Source organism: Streptomyces sp. AP-93 (assembly GCF_022808175.1).
In the GTDB taxonomy this organism is placed as follows: Bacteria; Actinomycetota; Actinomycetes; order Streptomycetales; family Streptomycetaceae; genus Streptomyces.
The window spans coordinates 88367-104507 of record NZ_JALGBX010000027.1; the positions used below are offsets into that span (position 1 = coordinate 88367).

At 71.8% G+C, this 16141-nt stretch carries 16 protein-coding genes; 8 read left to right on the top strand and 8 right to left on the bottom strand.

Annotation, left to right across the window (positions count from 1 at the left end; all coding sequences use genetic code 11):
- Positions 1-4: 4 nt before the first annotated feature.
- The 4 genes from MTF69_RS34650 to MTF69_RS34665 form a co-directional block, all read right to left on the bottom strand.
- Complete coding sequence (locus MTF69_RS34650; RefSeq protein ID WP_243340342.1) at positions 5-1261, bottom strand: nucleotide sugar dehydrogenase; 1257 nt, start codon at positions 1259-1261, stop codon at positions 5-7.
- Positions 1261-2040: a WecB/TagA/CpsF family glycosyltransferase gene (locus MTF69_RS34655; RefSeq protein ID WP_243340343.1), complete on the bottom strand. Its 780-nt coding sequence runs from the start codon at positions 2038-2040 to the stop codon at positions 1261-1263. The genes MTF69_RS34650 and MTF69_RS34655 overlap by 1 nt, the downstream gene beginning before the upstream one ends.
- Positions 2037-3206 carry a hypothetical protein gene (locus MTF69_RS34660; RefSeq protein ID WP_243340344.1) on the bottom strand — a complete coding sequence of 390 codons (1170 nt, stop codon included), beginning with the start codon at positions 3204-3206 and terminating at the stop codon, positions 2037-2039. Before MTF69_RS34660 ends, MTF69_RS34655 begins: the two co-directional genes overlap by 4 nt.
- 436 nt (positions 3207-3642) lie before the next feature.
- A complete protein-coding gene (locus MTF69_RS34665) occupies positions 3643-4242 on the bottom strand; it encodes an acyltransferase (RefSeq protein WP_243340345.1) in 600 nt (199 codons plus the stop codon).
- A 321-nt stretch (positions 4243-4563) separates the two neighbouring features.
- Between MTF69_RS34665 and MTF69_RS34670 the strand changes: the two genes are divergently transcribed.
- Positions 4564-6078, top strand: coding sequence for a cellulose binding domain-containing protein (locus tag MTF69_RS34670; RefSeq protein ID WP_243340346.1), 1515 nt, complete (start codon positions 4564-4566; stop codon positions 6076-6078).
- Between the two features lie 30 nt (positions 6079-6108).
- On the opposite strand, the gene helR is transcribed toward MTF69_RS34670, so the two are convergent.
- Entirely contained in the window at positions 6109-8280 is a 2172-nt protein-coding gene (gene helR / locus MTF69_RS34675) for an RNA polymerase recycling motor ATPase HelR (protein WP_243340347.1), read from the bottom strand.
- 289 nt (positions 8281-8569) lie between these two features.
- On the opposite strand from helR, the gene MTF69_RS34680 reads away from it, so the two are divergent.
- The 4 genes from MTF69_RS34680 to MTF69_RS43570 all read left to right on the top strand — a co-directional run bounded on the left by MTF69_RS34680 (position 8570) and on the right by MTF69_RS43570 (position 11479).
- Positions 8570-9601, top strand: a complete 1032-nt coding sequence (locus tag MTF69_RS34680) for a helix-turn-helix domain-containing protein (RefSeq protein ID WP_243340348.1) — start codon at positions 8570-8572, stop codon at positions 9599-9601.
- A 126-nt stretch (positions 9602-9727) separates the two neighbouring features.
- Positions 9728-10222 (top strand): rhodanese-like domain-containing protein, encoded by a 495-nt coding sequence (locus MTF69_RS34685; RefSeq protein WP_243340349.1) that lies wholly within the window; start codon positions 9728-9730, stop codon positions 10220-10222.
- Positions 10223-10372: 150 nt separating this feature from the next.
- Entirely contained in the window at positions 10373-10726 is a 354-nt protein-coding gene (locus MTF69_RS34690) for a hypothetical protein (protein ID WP_243340350.1), read from the top strand.
- 57 nt (positions 10727-10783) lie between these two features.
- Positions 10784-11479, top strand: a complete 696-nt coding sequence (locus MTF69_RS43570) for an endonuclease/exonuclease/phosphatase family protein (protein WP_243340351.1) — start codon at positions 10784-10786, stop codon at positions 11477-11479.
- Between the two features lie 25 nt (positions 11480-11504).
- On the opposite strand, the gene MTF69_RS34700 is transcribed toward MTF69_RS43570, so the two are convergent.
- From MTF69_RS34700 to MTF69_RS34710, 3 genes are read right to left on the bottom strand one after another with little or no spacing between them, the layout of a single operon-like run.
- A complete protein-coding gene (locus tag MTF69_RS34700) occupies positions 11505-12347 on the bottom strand; it encodes a bifunctional 2-polyprenyl-6-hydroxyphenol methylase/3-demethylubiquinol 3-O-methyltransferase UbiG (RefSeq protein WP_243340352.1) in 843 nt (280 codons plus the stop codon).
- Positions 12348-12373: 26 nt separating this feature from the next.
- A complete protein-coding gene (locus MTF69_RS34705) occupies positions 12374-12727 on the bottom strand; it encodes a helix-turn-helix transcriptional regulator (RefSeq protein WP_243340353.1) in 354 nt (117 codons plus the stop codon).
- Complete coding sequence (locus MTF69_RS34710; RefSeq protein ID WP_243340354.1) at positions 12724-13170, bottom strand: SRPBCC domain-containing protein; 447 nt, start codon at positions 13168-13170, stop codon at positions 12724-12726. Before MTF69_RS34710 ends, MTF69_RS34705 begins: the two co-directional genes overlap by 4 nt.
- Positions 13171-13295: 125 nt before the next feature.
- On the opposite strand from MTF69_RS34710, the gene MTF69_RS34715 reads away from it, so the two are divergent.
- From MTF69_RS34715 to MTF69_RS34725, 3 genes are all read left to right on the top strand, one after another.
- Positions 13296-13661, top strand: a complete 366-nt coding sequence (locus MTF69_RS34715) for an iron chaperone (RefSeq protein WP_243340355.1) — start codon at positions 13296-13298, stop codon at positions 13659-13661.
- A 116-nt stretch (positions 13662-13777) separates the two neighbouring features.
- Positions 13778-14983 (top strand): NAD(P)/FAD-dependent oxidoreductase, encoded by a 1206-nt coding sequence (locus MTF69_RS34720; RefSeq protein WP_243340356.1) that lies wholly within the window; start codon positions 13778-13780, stop codon positions 14981-14983.
- Positions 14984-15062: 79 nt separating this feature from the next.
- Positions 15063-15974 (top strand): RNA polymerase sigma-70 factor, encoded by a 912-nt coding sequence (locus tag MTF69_RS34725; protein WP_243340357.1) that lies wholly within the window; start codon positions 15063-15065, stop codon positions 15972-15974.
- Positions 15975-16141 lie beyond the last annotated feature (167 nt).

The following is a 16141-nucleotide window of genomic DNA, read 5'->3' on the forward strand; positions in this document are numbered from 1 at the left end:
CGGGTCAGAGCACCTCCACCATGGGTCCCGACAGCCGGTTGCGGCAGTCGAGGATCAGCGAGGCGTGCTCGGTGATCATCGGGTAGTCGAAGGAGTCGTGGTCCGTGAGCAGGACGACCACGTCGGCGGCGGCCAGCTCCTTGCGGGTCGGCTCCACCCGCGAGAGGCGGGCGTCGACCTTGATGCTCTCCACCACGTGGGGGTCGGCCGCGCGCACCTTGGCGCCCATGTCCAGGAGCAGCTGGGAGACCCGTACGGCCGGAGACTCCCGGGCGTCGCCGGTGTTCTTCTTGTACGCCAGTCCCAGGAGCAGGATCCGGGAGCCGTTGACCGAGCGGCGCTTGGCGTTGAGCGCGTCCATGACGCGGCGCGCCACGTACTCGGGCATGTGGCTGTTGATGTCGTTGGCCAGCTCCACGAAGCGGAAGTTCTGGCCGAGCTCGCGCTGCACCCGCCACGACAGGTACGAGGGGTCGATGGGCAGGCAGTGACCGCCGACGCCGGGGCCCGGGGTGAACTTCATGAAGCCGAACGGCTTGCTGGAGGCGGCCTCGATGGTCTGCCACACGTCGATGTCGAGGTGGCGGGCGAACATCGCTATCTCGTTGACCAGGGCGATGTTCACGTGCCGGAAGGTGTTCTCCAGCAGCTTCGCCAGCTCGGCCTCCTTGGGGGAGCGCACCGGCACCGTGGTGTCGACGAGGCCCGCGTAGAAGGTCTCCACGGCCTTGAGGGAGAGGGAGTTGACGCCGGAGACCACCTTCGGCGTCTGCTGGAACCCCCACACCTTGTTGCCGGGGTCGATGCGTTCGGGGCTGTAGCCGAGGTGGAAGTCCACGCCGGCCGTGAGGCCGGAACCGTCCTCCAGGATCGGGCCGAACAGCTCCTCGGTGGTACCGGGGTAGGTGGTCGACTCCAGCACGACAGTGGCTCCCGGCCGCAGGAAGCGGGCCAGGGTGTGCGCGGACTCCTCGATGTAGCGCAGGTCGGGGGCGCCGTCCTGCAGGGGGGTCGGGACGGTGACGACCGCGATGTCGAAGCCGCCGCAGTCCCGGGCCTGGTCACTGGCCTGGTACGTGCCCAGCTCCAGCGCCCGGCTCAGCCGTGCGCAGGAGACGTCCTCCACGTACGACTCGCCGGCGGCGAGGCTCTTGACCCGCCGCGCGTCCACGTCGTAGCCGACCACCTGGTGTCCGACCTCGGCGGCCCTGATGGCCAGCGGAAGGCCGACGTATCCCTGTCCCACGACGACGACGCGCATCAGTGACTCCTGTTCGCGGAACCGGCAGACGGTGTGGACGGTGTGCGGCGGATGAGTTCCCGGACCGTCATGAGGAGGAAGGCGGCATTGGTGGTGAGGTAGCGCTTGCCGAGGCGGCGCGGTTCCTGGAGGGTCCGGTAGAACCATTCGAGCCCCATCCGCTGCCAGACCAGGGGGGCGCGCTTGGTGATGCCGGCCAGGATGTCGAAGGAGCCGCCGACGCCGTGCACCACGTGGGCGCCGGTGCGCTTGCCGTAGCCGGCGGTGAAGATCTCCTTCTTCGGCGAGGTCATGCCGAGGAACAGCATGCGGGCCCCGCTCGCGGCCACCGCGTCGGCGATCTCGCCCTGTTCGGAGTCCTCGAAGTAGCCGTTGCGGCTGCCCGCCACGCGCAGGGCGGGGAACCGCTCGGCGATCCGGCCCAGCATGAGGTCCAGTACGTCCTGCCGCGCTCCGAGCAGGTGGACGGGGATCTCCGCGGTCTCCGCCGCTGCCAGCAGCCGCATGAACAGGTCGATTCCCGCGACCCGTTCGGGCAGCCGCACCCCGAGGACGCGGCCGGCCCACACCACGGCCTGGCCGTCGGCCAGGACCAGGTCGCAGCCGGCGACCGCCGCGGCGAGGCGGGGGTCGCGGCGCATGTTGACCAGCTTGGCGGCGTTGACCATGCCGATCTCGATCTGCTCACCGCGCCGCACGGCGTCGAGGCAGCGCTGGACCGTCTCGTCCATGGTCAGGGGGTCGAGCGCCACTCCGAAGAGGGACTGTCTGTGGTTCATCTCCCGAGCCCCCCGAGCCAGGCGTGGAGCAGCCAGCCGAACTCGTAGGGCCTGCACTCGCGGTCCACCGCCAGGGGGCGGAAGATCCGGTCGAGCGGGGCCAGCCTGGCCCGCGGGGCGACCCGGGTGGTGAGTCCGCGGGCGGCGCGCACGGCCTTGGCGGGATCGCCGCGGTAGACCTTGCGCCAGGTGACCCCGTACTCCTCGCGGATCATGGGCTCGCGCGGGGTGCCGTCGGGCCCGCTGATCTCGGGCACCTCCGTCATCCAGCGCAGACCCCGGCGGATCTGGGCGCCGAAGTCCGTGCCGCCCGCTTCGGCCAGGTCGAAGAGGGCCGTCGGGGCCATGGCGTGCTGGTGCACGCTGTAGACGGGGTAGCCCTCCACCACGCCGCCCGTGCGGGCGTCGTAGTGCCACCACCACTGTCCGCCGTCCCCCTGCAGGGCGCAGATCCGGGCGGCGCAGGCGTCGGCCGCCGCGAGGGCCTGCGGGTCCGGGGCGCTCGCGTGCAGCCGGGCCAGCGCCTGGAGCGGATAGGTCTGGTCGGCGAAGCAGGCCACGTGGGAGCGGTACCCGGGAACCAGCCCCGGCCCGGTGGCGTGCGGGAACAGCGGGCCGTCACCGATCCGGGCCGCCAGCAGGCGGTCGCGGGCGGCCGCCAGGCGGTACTCGACGTCGACCGAGGTCCGGGCCGCGGTGAGGGCGGAGAGCACCCAGGCGGCTTCCACGGTGTACTGCGGACGTCCGGGGACGTCCAGCTCGGCGACCCTCGCCACGGCGTCCGCGAGCTTGGGGTGGCCGGTCTCGGCCGCGGCCCAGGCGATGAGCGCGGCGTCGCCGAGGTTGGTCACCGCCGGCAGCCGTTCCACCAGCAGCGCCGTGAACTCCCCGGCGGTGCGGCCGTCGAAGAGGGCGTGCTGCCGCTCCTCGGGGAGGAACCGCGCGCCCAGCGCGGTGATGGCCGCGTACCGGGTGCTGGTACCGCGCCGTTCCACGCTTCTCACGCCTTCGGGGGAGACGGTCCCCACCCGGGTGAAGACGAAGGTCTCCGCGCCCGGCAGGTACATCTCGGGCAGCCCCGCCTCGGCCAGTGTGAGCAGCCGCTCGGCGAGGGCGTGCAGCGACGGGTCCTCGTGGGCCAGTGCTTCTAATCGTCTGGCGGTCACCGGTTCCCCACCCCGGTTCCCCGCGCGTCCTGTTCGCCCTGTATGTCCGAGCTGTAGCCGTACTGCTCCAACACACCTACCCCCTCTGAATCGTTCCTAGGACAGACCCGGCGGTCGTCGTCCGGCGGAGGGGACTGCGCATGACGGTGCGCGTGCCCACGGTGTGATCCCCCGATGGCACGAGCGGTCCGGGCCCGCTGGATCCCCCTCCAGCGAAGTTCCGGATCGGGGCGCGCGCGGACGAGCGGCGGCGGACGGGCGCATGGTTCCGCGCCGGCCGTCACCTCGTCTGCGATTGCCCTCGTCGTGTACAACCCCCCACTGAACACAGCCTGTTGCCTGCTCAGATCCCGTGTACAGGGACAAGGTATGCCCAAGGATGTTCATTGATTGTGGTTTTGAGGAAATGCCATTGACCCAAATTGCCGACGTTGCGTCAGGTGCGCTCGGCCAGCGTTCCGTCGGTCTCGTCGTGCAGGGCGCCGGTGCGCGGGCACTCCCAGATGCCCGCCTCGCCGTCGCGTTCCACAAGGCGGACTCCGGCCCGGCCCACCCAGCCGATGCGCCGGGCGGGCACTCCGGCCACGAGCGCGAAGTCCGCTACGTCCCGCGACACGACCGCGCCGGCCGCGACGAGCGCCCACCGTCCGATCCGGACCCCCGCGACGCACACCGACCGGGCGCCCAGCGAGGCGCCCTCGGCCACCACGACCCCGGCCGCCTCCCAGTCGCCGCCGCGCTTCTGCCGGCCGTCGGGGTCGACGGCCCGCGGGTAGAAGTCGTTGGTGAGCACCGCGGCCGGGCCGATGAACACCCCGTCGCCGAGTTCGGCGGGCTCGTAGACCAGTGCGTAGTTCTGCAGTTTGACGTTGTCCCCGATCCGTACGCCGGGGCCGACGTACGCTCCGCGTCCCACGATGCAGTCGCGTCCGAGCCTGGCCTCCTCCCGCACCTGCGCCAGATCCCAGATGGTGGTCCCCTCCCCGAGTTCGGCCGTCTCGTCGACCTGGGAGGAGGGTTGAATTCGGACACTCACGGGGCGGTCCCCTTACGGCTCGCGAGGCGTTCGGATGTACCTCGCATTGAGGTACGGAGGGAGCATATGCGGCATCGGCCCCGCTCGTGCCGGAGATCAACCGACTGTTCACGCAGTGGACTTGACGGCGCCTCGGCCGTGGCGGCGGCCCGGCCGTCTTAAGGTCGCCCGATCGCTTCCTTAAGTGGAACCTAAGGTTCGCGACCACCGCCCCGAATCGATCAAATGTCCGTTTCGGGGCGGCTAGCGTGCTGCCGCACCCGGAAACCCCCACCCCCCCGAAACCCCGAACTCCCCCAGCAATTCAGAGGCAGGCACGCGATGGGCAGCACGACCGGTCACCGGCGCAGGACGAGCACGAAAGCGAAGGCCGCGGGCGGGACGGCGGTGGCGGCGCTGATCGCGGCCGCCGCCTTCGCCTTCACGGGTACGGCCCAGGCCGCCTCGGTCGGCGCGGTCTACACCAAGTCGAGCTCCTGGAGCGGCGGTTACACCGGCACGTATGTGATCACCAACAACACGAGCCGGACGCAGACCAGCTGGACCCTGGAGTTCGACCTGCCCGCGGGCACGACGATCGACTCCCTGTGGAACGGCTCGCACACGGTCAGCGGCCGCCGCGTCACCGTGAAGCCGGCGGCATGGAACAAGGAGCTGGCCGCGGGAGCCTCCGTCACGATCGGCTTCGTCACGAGTGCGAGCGCACACCCCGGCAACCCGACGGACTGCCGGATCAACGGAGCGAAGTGCTCGGCGGGCCAAGGCACGACACCCCCGCCGGGCGGACGCCCCACGGCCGCCCCGACCGCAGCCCCCACCGCCGTGCCCACGCCGGCGCCGACGGCCGGTACGAGCGCTCCGGCGACCCCCAGGCCCTCCGGCCCGCCGACCAAGCCCACCCCGCCCACCGCCACGACCCCGCCCGGGAGCGGCAATCCGGCCGTCGGCGCGCGCTTCGCGCCGTACGTGGACACCTCCCTCCACCCGGCCTACGACCTGCTCGACACGGCGGCCAAGACCGGCGTCAAGGAGTTCCACCTCGCCTTCATCACCTCCGGCGGCGGCTGCGCGCCGCTCTGGGGCGGGGTCACCGAGCTCGGAAACGACAAGGTCGCCGCGCAGATCGGAGCCCTGCGGGCCAAGGGCGGCGACGTACGCGTCTCCTTCGGCGGCGCCGCCGGGCACGAACTGGCCCTGAACTGCGGCTCCGCACAGGAGCTGGCCGCCGCCTACGGCAAGGTCGTCGACCAGTACCGGCTGACCAAGGTCGACTTCGACATCGAGGGCGCGGCCCTGCCCGACACGGCCGCCAACACCCGCCGCGCCCAGGCCATCGCCCTCCTCCAGGCCGCCCTCCCCGGGCTGGACGTGGCCTTCACCCTGCCCGTGATGCCGGAGGGCCTCACCCAGCCGGGCGTGGCCCTGTTGGCGGATGCGAAGAAGGCGGGCGTGCGGATCCACGGCGTCAACATCATGGCCATGGACTACGGCCCCGCCTACAGCGGCGACATGGGCCGGTACGCGATCCAGGCCGCCACGGCCACGCAGGCCCAGCTCAAGGGAGTACTGGGCCTCTCCGACGCGGCGGCCTGGAAGACCGTCGCCGTCACCCCGATGATCGGCGTCAACGACGTCACGAGCGAGATCTTCACCCTCGCGGACGCCACCCAGCTCGTGGACTTCGCGAGCGAGAAGGGAATCGGCAGGCTGGCGATGTGGTCCGCGACCCGCGACAAGCAGTGCCCGGCCGGAGTCGTCAACTACGCCGACGCGACGTGCAGCTCGATCCTCCAGCAGCCCCTGGCCTTCACGAAGGCCTTCGGCGCCTTCCGCTAGCGCCCGCGGACGCCACGCGGCCGGGCCGGCTCAGGGGCTCGTGAGGATGACCAGGCGCTGGGTCGCGCGGGTCATCGCGACGTAGCGGTCGACGGCGCCTTCGATGCCCTCGCCGAAGGTGTCCGGGTCGATGAGGACGACCAGGTCGAATTCGAGTCCCTTCGACAGGGTGGGCGTCAAGGTGCGGACTCGGGGCGAAGCCGGGAACGCGGGGGCGTCCGCGGCGTCGGCGGCGATGACGCAGGCGACGCCGTCGGCCTGGGTGTCGAGCCAGTCGCCGAGGACCGCGGCCAGGTCCGCGACGCTGCCGTGCGTGACGGGGATGCCGCTGCTGCGGACGGAGGCCGGCACGTTCGCGTCGGGGAGTGCCGCGCGGATGGCCGGCTCCGCTTCGGCCATGACCTCTTCCGGGGTGCGGTAGTTGACGCTGAGGGAGGCCATGGTGATCCGGTCGAGCCCGGCCCGTTCGAGCCGCTCCCGCCACGACTCCGTGAACCCGTGCCGGGCCTGCGCGCGGTCCCCGACGATCGTGAAGCTCCGCGACGGACAGCGGGTTAGCAGCATCTGCCACTCGGCGTCGGTCAGTTCCTGCGCCTCGTCCACGATGATGTGGGCGAACGGGCCGGCGAGCAGGTCGGGTTCGGCGCCGGGCAGCGCGTCCCCGTCGATCAGCGCGTCCTGCAGATCCCGTCCGCGCAGCATCCCCACCGCGCCCTCGCTCTCGTCGATCTCGGTGTCCTGGAGCAGCCGGTCGATGACGTCGGACCTGCGCGCACGCTCGGCGGCGACGGCGGCTTCGTGGCGGCGCTTGCGTACGGAGGCCTCGGCGTCGCCGAGCCGCTGCCGGGCCGCGTCCAGGATCGGCAGGTCCGACGCCGTCCAGGCCTGGGTGTCCGCGCGCTGGAGGAGGGCCACATCATCGGGACCGAGCCACGGGGCGCACTTGCGCAGGTAGGCGGGCACCGACCACAGGTCTCCGACGAGTTCGCCCGCGTCGAGCATCGGCCAGGCACGGTTGAGGGCGGTGATCAGGTCCCGGTCCTGGAGCAGCGAACGGCGCAGCAGCTGGGGCGATACGTCGCTGTCGTCCTTCTCCATCAGGATCGTGAGCAGCTCCTCCCGGATCTGGTCGCGCGCCTCGTTGTGCGGGGTGCCCGGTTCCACCGCCTCGAACGCGGCCGCCCAGTCGTCGGCGCCCAGCCAGATGTCGGACCAGTGGCTGGAGACCCTCATCCCCTCGGCGGGCGGCTCCTCGTAGATGCGGACCGCCGCCTCCACCGCCTTCACCAGGTCCGCGGAGGATTTGAGGACGGCCACGCGCGGGTCGGTCTCGACCCCGGCGTCGGCTCCCTCGGTGACGAGGTCGCGCAGGGTGCAGGTCTGTACGCCCTCCTCGCCGAGGCTGGGCAGCACGTCCGAGACGTAGGCCAGGTAGGGACGGCTCGGACCGACGAACAGCACGCCGCCGCGACGGTGCCCGAGCCGGGGGTCGGAGTAGAGCAGGTGGGCGGTGCGGTGCAGGGCGACGACGGTCTTGCCCGTACCCGGACCGCCGTCGACGACGAGGGCGCCCCGGGATCCGGCCCGGATGATGGCGTCCTGGTCGGTCTGGATGGTGGCGAGCACGTCGCGCATCCGGGCCGACCGGTTGCCGCCGAGGCTGGCGATGAAGGCGGACTGGTCGTCGAGCGCGGCGCGCCCTTCGAGGCCGTCGGAGGCGAAGACCTCGTCCCAGTAGTCGCTGATCCGGCCGCGGGTCCAGCGGTACCTGCGACGGCTGGCCCGGCCCATCGGGACGGCGTGCGTCGCCGCGAAGAAGGGCTCGGCCGCGGGGGAGCGCCAGTCCAGCAGCAGCCGGTTCCCGGTGCTGTCGGTGAGGCCGAGGCGCCCGATGTACACGGGATCGGAACCGTCGGCGGGCACTATGTGCCCGAGGCACAGGTCCAGCCCGAAGCGCCGCAGGGTGCGCAGCCGGCTGGTCAGGCGGTGGATCTCCGCGTCGCGGTCCATCGCCTCCCGGCCGATGCCGCCGGGTGCCTTGCGCGTGGCTTCCAGGCGGTCGGACAGTTCGGCGATCGTCTGCTCCAGGCAGTGCGAGACGGCCGCGAAATGTCGTTCGTCGCCGTCGATCAGAGCCGGGTCGGCCTTGGGGGAGAGGTGGTCGGGAAGTTCGAACGCACTGGTGGCGGTCGTCATCGTCATCGACTCGACGGAACCGTGTGATCCATAAGCTGACATATCCGCACGCACTGAGTGAATCTCCCATTTCAGCAGGTTCTGGCCTCGGTCCGCGATTTTGCCCCAGGCAGGGGGCCTTGCCGCAAGCCCCCCAGTGCGCTATATGTTGTAAGTGGCAAGGAGTGCGTACTCCTCTTCGCCCTCCTGATCCCCTCTTCCTTCACCGGCCGATGAGGCCCCATGAAGTCTGATGAGGCCTGGTCGGGACACCTGGTCAGGACACCCGGTCAGGACGCCTGGTTACAGTACGGCCATGACTTCCGAGGCCGTATCCCTTCACCTCACGAAGCCGCCCCCCGCCCATGTGGTGGCCGTACTCGCCTTCGACGGCATGGCGCCCTTCGAACTGGGCGTGGTGGTCGAGGTGTTCGGCCTCGCGCGGCCCGAGTTGGGGGACCTGCCCTGGTACGAGCTGCGGGTCTGCTCGGCGGAACCGGGCCGCGACCTGCGTGTGGTGGGCGGTTTCACGCTCCGTGCCGAGCACGGGCTCGACGCGCTCGCGGCCGCCGACACCGTGATCATTCCCGGAGTCTCCCCGGCCGGCGGCACCATCGCGCCGTCGCTGGTCGACGCCCTCCTCGCGGCCCACGCCCGGGGTGCGCGCCTGGTCTCCATCTGCTCGGGCGCCTTCGCGCTCGCCGCGACCGGCCTCCTCGACGGCCGCCGGGCCACCACCCACTGGCGCTACGCCCGCACCCTCGCCGAGCGTCATCCCGCGATCGAGGTCGACGCGGACGTCCTCTACGTCGACAACGGCGACGTGCTGAGCAGCGCGGGCAGCGCCGCCGGCATCGACCTCTGTCTCTACCTGGTCCGCGCCGACCACGGCGCCGCCGTCGCCAACACCGTGGCACGCCGCTTCGTGGTACCACCCCATCGCGAGGGCGGACAGGCCCAGTTCATCGAGGCGGCAGTCGGCGAGATAGGCCCCGGCGGCGCCGACGACGGCATCTCCCGGAGCATGGCCTGGGCCCTTCAGCGACTGTACGGCCCGCTCTCGGTCCCGGCCCTGGCCCGCGCGGCGAACATGTCGGAACGTTCCTTCCTCCGCCACTTCACCCGTCGCAACGGTGTGAGCCCGATCCGCTGGGTGGTCTCCCAGCGGATCGCGGCGAGCCTGCCGCTGCTGGAGTCGGGGGAGGGGACGGTGGACGAGGTGGCCGCGGCGGTCGGCTTCGATTCCACCGCGACGTACCGCCACCACTTCGGCCGGCAGATGCGCACGACGCCGACGGCCTACCGGAAGGCGTTCGTCAGGGTCACCGCACCCCTGGCGGGATCTTGACGAGTGGAGGCGTTTACGCCACTCGTCACGGGGGTGACGGGAACAGAGGATGGAGGCATCGCCGCAAGGGAGTCCCCCGGCCGGTGAATGAAATCCCGCCCTTCGCCCCGCACAAGGAGTTTCCCCATGTCCGCGACCGTCTCCTCCGTCTCCACTGAGCTCACCAGCGCCGTCCTCTCCGTCCCCGCCGCCGCTCCGGGCGTCGCGGCAGCCCACTACGCCGCCCGGCTCGCCTTCGAGGCGGACGTCTCGGACGTACGGGCCGACCTGCTCTCCGGTGTCCCGGGGCTGGTGGTGGTCGACTCCCGCAGCGAGGCCGCCTGGGACCAGGGCCACATCCCGGGCGCGCTGCACCTTCCGACGGCGCGGATCGCGGAGCTGGCGCCGGCGCTGATCGACCCGGAGCTGACGGTCGTCACCTACTGCTGGGGCCCCGGCTGCAACGGCGCCACGCGTGCGGCGCTGGCCTTCGCCCGACTCGGCTACCAGGTGAAGGAGATGCTCGGCGGGTTCGAGTACTGGGTCCGCGAGGGCTTCGCCTTCGAGACCGCCCAGGGCACCGACCAGCGCGCGATCGACGATCTGACCGCCCCGCGCTCGGGCATCTCCTGCGCCTGCTGAGCTCGTCCGCACGATGCCGGAGGTGACTGCGGCGCGCTCAGGCGCACCGTAGGCCGTCCAGCTCACACCCGGATCGCCGGCTGCCGGCAGTCACTTTAGATTTCGGCCAGGATGCGGGTGTTCGCCCGCCTTGACCGGAAGGGCTGCCGCATGGCTCGCCGTTGGTTCACATCCGCCCTGTGCGCACTCGCGCTCCTCGCACCCGGGTCACTCGGGGCGGCCTCGGCTGCCGAGGGCGGTCGTACGTCCCTGCGGGTCATGACCCGCAACCTCTACCTCGGCGCCGACCTCGCGCCCGTTCTCGCCGCCACCAGCCCACAGGGGCTCGTCGCCGCGGTGACCGCGGTATGGGCGAACGTCCGGGCGACGGACTTCCCCGAGCGGGCCGAAGCGCTGGCCGACGAGATCGCCGACAGCGATCCCCACCTCGTCGGCGTGCAGGAAGCCGTGCTGTGGCGCAGCCAGACGCCTGCCGGGCCGGGCAGCGCCACCCACGTCGAATAAGACTTCCTGCAGATCCTCCTCGATGAGCTCTCCGCCCGGGGCAAGCACTACGCGGCCGTGGCCAGCGTCACCGTCGGCAGCGACTTCGAGGCCCCGCGCTCCACGCCCGATGGTCTGCAGGACATCCGCCTCACCGACCGCGACGTACTCCTGGCGCGCACCGACCTGCCCGCCCGCACCTTCTCCGTGGCCAACCCGCAGGCCGCCCGGTTCCAGAGCCACGTGCCCATCTGCCGCCCCGTGCTGGGCTGCCCGCCCAGTCCGCCGCTGCGGGTCGAGCGCGGCTGGGCCTCGGCCGACGCCACGCTGCGCGGCCGCACCACCCGAGTGGTGACCACCCATCTCGAGCCCGCCGCCCCCGCCGTCCAGGAAGCACAGGCCGACGAACTGCTCGCGGGCCCGCTGAACACCACGCTCCCCACCGTGCTGCTCGGCGACCTCAACTCGGCCGCCGGCGGAGTCGGGGCAACACCGGGAACCAACACCCAGAGCCACAACCGCCTGCTCGCCGCCGGATTCACCGACGCCTGGACCGCCACCCGCCCCCGCGACCCCGGTTTCACCTGCTGCCAGGCCCCCGACCTGCGCAACGCCACCTCCACCCTCACCCAGCGCATCGACTACGTGCTCTTCCGCGGCAAGGTCAAGGCGCTGACGGCCAACCGGGTGGGTCACGCCCAGGCCGACCGCACCCCGTCAGGTCTGTGGCCCTCCGACCACGCCGGTGTCCGCAGCGTGCTCCAGCTGCGCTGAGACACGGCCAGCGCCCGGGCCGCTCTCAGACCGCCAGCGCCGTGGTGATCACCAGGGGAGGACCGGCCCGCTCCGCCGACCAGGTGCGGCCGGCGGCGAGGTCCGCGTCGACGAGGCCGGGGATGCCGAGGGCCTCTTCCACCGTCGGGCGGTGCTGGACGAGGAGGGTGAATCCGGCCCGCTCCAGCAGGGCCGGGTAGAAGTTCACGGGCCACGCGTGGTTCGCCATCACCTGCCAGCTGCCGTCCGTACGCCGGAGCCGTACGGGCAGCTCGTCGCCCGGGCCGTACGTGGCACCCGCCTCGCCGATGCTCAGCGAGGCGTACTCCGTACCGCTGCACGCGGGATCGGTGGCCAGCAGGACGAAGGGGCCGCCGGGCCGCAGGAGCCGGCGGATCTCCCGGAACACCGCGAGCACGGCCTCCTCGGTGGGCAGCGAAGCCAGGACGTGGCTGCACATCACGGCGTCGGCGCCGCCGTCCGCCAGGCAGGCCGCGCGCCCGTCGGTGACCAGGTGGTATTCGGCGACCGCCGTCCCCGAGCCGCGGGCGAGCGCGAGCATCTCGGGGGAGGTGTCCACGCCCAGCACCTTCGCTCCGAGCTGCCGGGCCGCGCGGTCGGCGACCTTGCCCGGCCCGCATCCGTAGTCCACCAGGACGGATCCGCTGCCGACCCACCGGGCCAGGGCCCGGAAGACGAAGGGGTACCCGAGCAGCCAGTCGGTGGCCGCCTCCACGGCGGCGAAGGCCTGTGCGCCCTCCGGCCCGGACCAGGCGACGGGCTCGTGCCCGCCGCCGTGGTCCGCGCCGCTCGCCGCGCTCGCCGCGGCTCGCGCGGCTCGTCCGGTTCCTTCTGGCCAGTCGCTCACAGTTCCCACTATCGGGCCGTGGCGGCCTAGCGCGCATCCCGCTGCGCCGCCTCGGCGATCCGTTTGACGGCTGCCAGCCGTCGGTCCCAGTCGGCGGCGAGGGTGGCCATCCACCTGGCCGTGGCGTCCAGGGCCGCGGGCCGCACGGTGTACCGGACCTCGCGTCCGACCCGGCTGCCGGAGACGAGCCCGGCGGCGTCCAGGACGGCGAGGTGCTTGACCACCGCCTGCCGGGAGACGGGCAGCCCCTCGGCCAGGGTGGTCGCGCTGACCTCGCCGTGAGCGGCGAGCAGGCCGAGCAGCTTGCGCCGGGTCGGGTCGGCCAGGGCGACGAGGACGTGGTCGACCGCCTCGTCGGGGCCGGGGCCTTCCTCGCTCACGAGGCCGGTTGTTCGGCGCGCTTCTTGAAGGCGTCGAGCACCTGCGGCCAGCCGCCGGTGTTGTCCTTCAGCGCCTTGCCGCGCAGTTCCTCGGACCCGGCCAGGGCCGCGAACCCGCTCTCCACGACGCGCAGCCGCGTCTTGTTCCCCTCGCGGCTCAGCGTGAACTCCACCAGGGTGCTGTTGTCCTCGCGCAGTTCCTGGCCGGGGAAGGCGCTGGCCCACCGGTACGCCAGGTAGGTCGGCGGCTCGACCTTCTCCACCCGTACCGGGAACTCGCCGTACTCGCTGTTCTTCGCCACGATCGACTCCCCTTCCCTGGCCACCGTGCCCGTCAGGCTGCCCTCGTCGGCCACCCAGAAGCCCGGCTCGGCCACCAGGGACCAGACCCGCTCCAGGGACGCCTCGATCAGGGTGTCGCGTTCGATCCGGTCCGCGTTCATCAGGGACTCCTTCGTCGCAAGCGATTGAGTGATTCGGTGCAACTACAGAGTTGCACGTCACCTTCCCCTGCGCAACCGCAAGGTTGCGCGAGGGCGGTGGCGCGGGTTCGCCTAGGCTCGGGTCCATGGTTCAGAGCCAGGCGGAAGACGTGAACGCATACCTCACCGAGGTACCCGAGGAGCGCAGGGAGGCACTGACCCGGCTGCGGGAGCTGTGCCGGACCGAGCTGCGCGGATTCACCGAAGTGATGGCGTACGGGATGCCCGCGTACGAACGGGAAGGCGTCGGGGAGATCGCCTTCGCCAGCCAGAAGCAGTACATCTCCTTCTACCTGATGCGCGGCGACGTCCGCGAAGCCTTCGCGGAGCGACTCGCGGGCCATGACATGGGCAAGGGCTGCCTGCGCTTCCGCAGGCCGGAGAAGATCGACTTCGTCCTCCTGAAGGACCTGCTGCGGGCCACGGCGGCCGGTCCCGGGAAGGTCTGCTGACCGCCGCGGCGAGGGGACCTCGGAACAACTGAAAAGAATTCTGCGCGCAGGCTGTCACAACCGCCGACCGGCCGGTGTCTTGTGTCCGAACCCTCGAAACGAAGGAGATGGACACCATGGCCGAGAGCACCCAGGTGATCGTGATCGGCGGCGGATACGCCGGAGTGATGGCCGCCAACCGCCTGAAGCAGCGCGAGGACGTCACGGTCACGCTGGTCAATCCGCGTGCGGTCTTCGTGGAGCGGATCCGCCTGCACCAGCTGGCGGGCGGAACCCACGACGCCGTGGTCGCGTACGAGAAGGTGCTGGCCGAGGGGGTGGCGCTGCTCCTCGACTCCGTCGAACACATCGACACCGCCGAGCGCAGCGTGACCCTGGCCTCGGGAGGCCGGGTCGCCTACGACTACCTCGTCTACGCGGTGGGCAGCGGCAGCGCGGACCCGACGGTGCCGGGCGCGGCCCGGTTCGCCCACCCGATCGCCACCCTGGAGGACGCGCAGCGGCTGCGGCCGGTCCTCGACGCCGCGCCGTCGACGGCCGCGGTGACGGTGGTCGGCGCCGGTCCGACCGGCATCGAGACCGCCGCCGAACTGGCCGAGCAGGGCCGGGCCGTGACCCTGGTCTGCGGCGGCGTCCTCGGCCCGTACCTCCACGCCCGCGGGCGGCGCTCCGTGGCCCGGCGGCTGACGGCGCTCGGGGTGACCGTGCTCGAAGGCCCGGACACCAAGGTGACGGCCGTGACGCGCGACGCCGTCCGGCTCGCGGACGGCCGCGAACTGGCGGGCGCGGTGACCATCTGGACCGCCGGTTTCGGCGTCCCGGACCTGGCCGCGCGCAGCGGGCTGAGCACCGACGCCCTGGGCCGCCTGCTCACGGACGAGACGTTGACCAGCGTGGACGACGGGCGCGTCTTCGCGGCCGGGGACTCGGCGGCCCCCTCGGGCCTGGCGCCGCGGATGAGCTGCCAGGCCGCGACGCCGATGGGCGCGCGGGTCGCCGACACGGTGCTGAGCCGGATCGGGGGCGAACAGCCGGAGACCCTCAACTCGGTGTTCGCCGGCCAGTGCATCAGCCTGGGCCGAGGCGCCGGCATCTTCCAGTTCGCCCACAGGAACGACACCGCGCTGTGGTTCCACATCGGCGGCCGGCCCGGCGCGAAGCTCAAGGAAGTCGTCTGCAGGGGCACCGTGAAGCACCTCGTCGCGGAGGCGGACAAGCCGGGTTCGTACGGCTTGCACCGCGTGTCGGGAGGCGACGCCCGCGGTCGGCGTCTGGAAGCCGAGCAGGGCGGGATCAGGGCCGCCGCCGAACAGACCGCTTGAGCCGCCCGGCCGATCCGGTGATCATGAACGGATTCGAACCGCCGCAAGGCCGACGGAAACTGACGGAAGAGAACCAACCATGGACACTCCCTTGCAGGGACCTGATCCGGCGACCGAGACCTTCGTCGCCCACCGCAACCTGCTCTTCACCGTCGCCTACGAGATGCTCGGCTCGGCGGCCGACGCCGAGGACGTGCTGCAGGAGACCTGGCTGCGCTGGACGGGCGTCGATCTCGCCGCGGTCACCGATCGGCGCGCCTACCTGGTGCGGATCACCACCCGCCAGGCGCTGAACCGGCTGCGCACCGTGAGCCGCCGCAAGGAGGCCTACGTCGGCCAGTGGCTGCCGGAGCCACTGCTCACCACGCCGGACGTGGCCGAGGACGTGGAACTGGCCGAGAGCATGTCGATGGCGATGATGCTGGTCCTGGAGACGCTCGGGCCGACCGAGCGGGCCGTCTTCGTGCTCCGCGAGGTGTTCGGCCTCGACTACGAGGAGATCGCGACCGCCGTCGACAAGACACCGGCGGCCGTCCGGCAGATCGCGCACCGGTCCCGCAAGCACGTCGACGCCCGCCGCCCCCGCCGGACGGTTTCCGCGAGCGAGACCCGGGCGGCCGTGGAATCGTTCCAGCGGGCGTTCGAAACCGGGGACCTGCAGGGCCTCCTCGACGTGCTCGCCCCCGAGGTCGTCTACATGGGCGACGGCGGCGGCATCAAGCACGCCGCACTGCGGCCGATCGTCGGTGCCCTCAGCGTGGCCCGCGTCTTCGCCGGCATGTCGGGCAAGGCCGCCAAGGGCGGCATCTCGTTCTCCTTCGCCCCCACCATGGTCAACGGCACCCCGGCTCTGGCCGTCCACATCGACGGGGAGTTCGACGGAGTCATCGCCTTCCACGTCGAGGACACCCGCATCACCGGCCTCTACTTCGTCCGCAACCCGGAGAAGCTGTCCCACGCCGCAACCGAGACCACGCCCACCCTGCGGTGAGCGGGGCGCGCGGCCGGGCGGGTGGGCCGCGGAGACACGCACCGGCCGAATGCGGTGTGCCGGGGGGACCCGTACGTGTGGCGATGGGAGGGGATGCCGGGGTGAGGGGCCGCCGTGCGGGTACCTCGAATACTCGAATACCTCGCATACCTCGCATCCGAATCCCC

What these genes read in the sequence shown, in the direction of transcription:
- MTF69_RS34650 (WP_243340342.1), bottom strand. Translation starts at nt 1,261, where the DNA reads ATGCGCGTCGTCGTCGTGGGACAGGGATACGTCGGCCTTCCGCTGGCC.
- MTF69_RS34655 (WP_243340343.1), bottom strand. Translation starts at nt 2,040, where the DNA reads ATGAACCACAGACAGTCCCTCTTCGGAGTGGCGCTCGACCCCCTGACC.
- MTF69_RS34670 (WP_243340346.1), top strand. Translation starts at nt 4,564, where the DNA reads ATGGGCAGCACGACCGGTCACCGGCGCAGGACGAGCACGAAAGCGAAG.
- helR (WP_243340347.1), bottom strand. Translation starts at nt 8,280, where the DNA reads ATGACGATGACGACCGCCACCAGTGCGTTCGAACTTCCCGACCACCTC.
- MTF69_RS34680 (WP_243340348.1), top strand. Translation starts at nt 8,570, where the DNA reads ATGACTTCCGAGGCCGTATCCCTTCACCTCACGAAGCCGCCCCCCGCC.
- MTF69_RS34685 (WP_243340349.1), top strand. Translation starts at nt 9,728, where the DNA reads ATGTCCGCGACCGTCTCCTCCGTCTCCACTGAGCTCACCAGCGCCGTC.
- MTF69_RS34690 (WP_243340350.1), top strand. Translation starts at nt 10,373, where the DNA reads ATGGCTCGCCGTTGGTTCACATCCGCCCTGTGCGCACTCGCGCTCCTC.
- MTF69_RS34710 (WP_243340354.1), bottom strand. Translation starts at nt 13,170, where the DNA reads ATGAACGCGGACCGGATCGAACGCGACACCCTGATCGAGGCGTCCCTG.
- MTF69_RS34715 (WP_243340355.1), top strand. Translation starts at nt 13,296, where the DNA reads ATGGTTCAGAGCCAGGCGGAAGACGTGAACGCATACCTCACCGAGGTA.
- MTF69_RS34720 (WP_243340356.1), top strand. Translation starts at nt 13,778, where the DNA reads ATGGCCGAGAGCACCCAGGTGATCGTGATCGGCGGCGGATACGCCGGA.
- MTF69_RS34725 (WP_243340357.1), top strand. Translation starts at nt 15,063, where the DNA reads ATGGACACTCCCTTGCAGGGACCTGATCCGGCGACCGAGACCTTCGTC.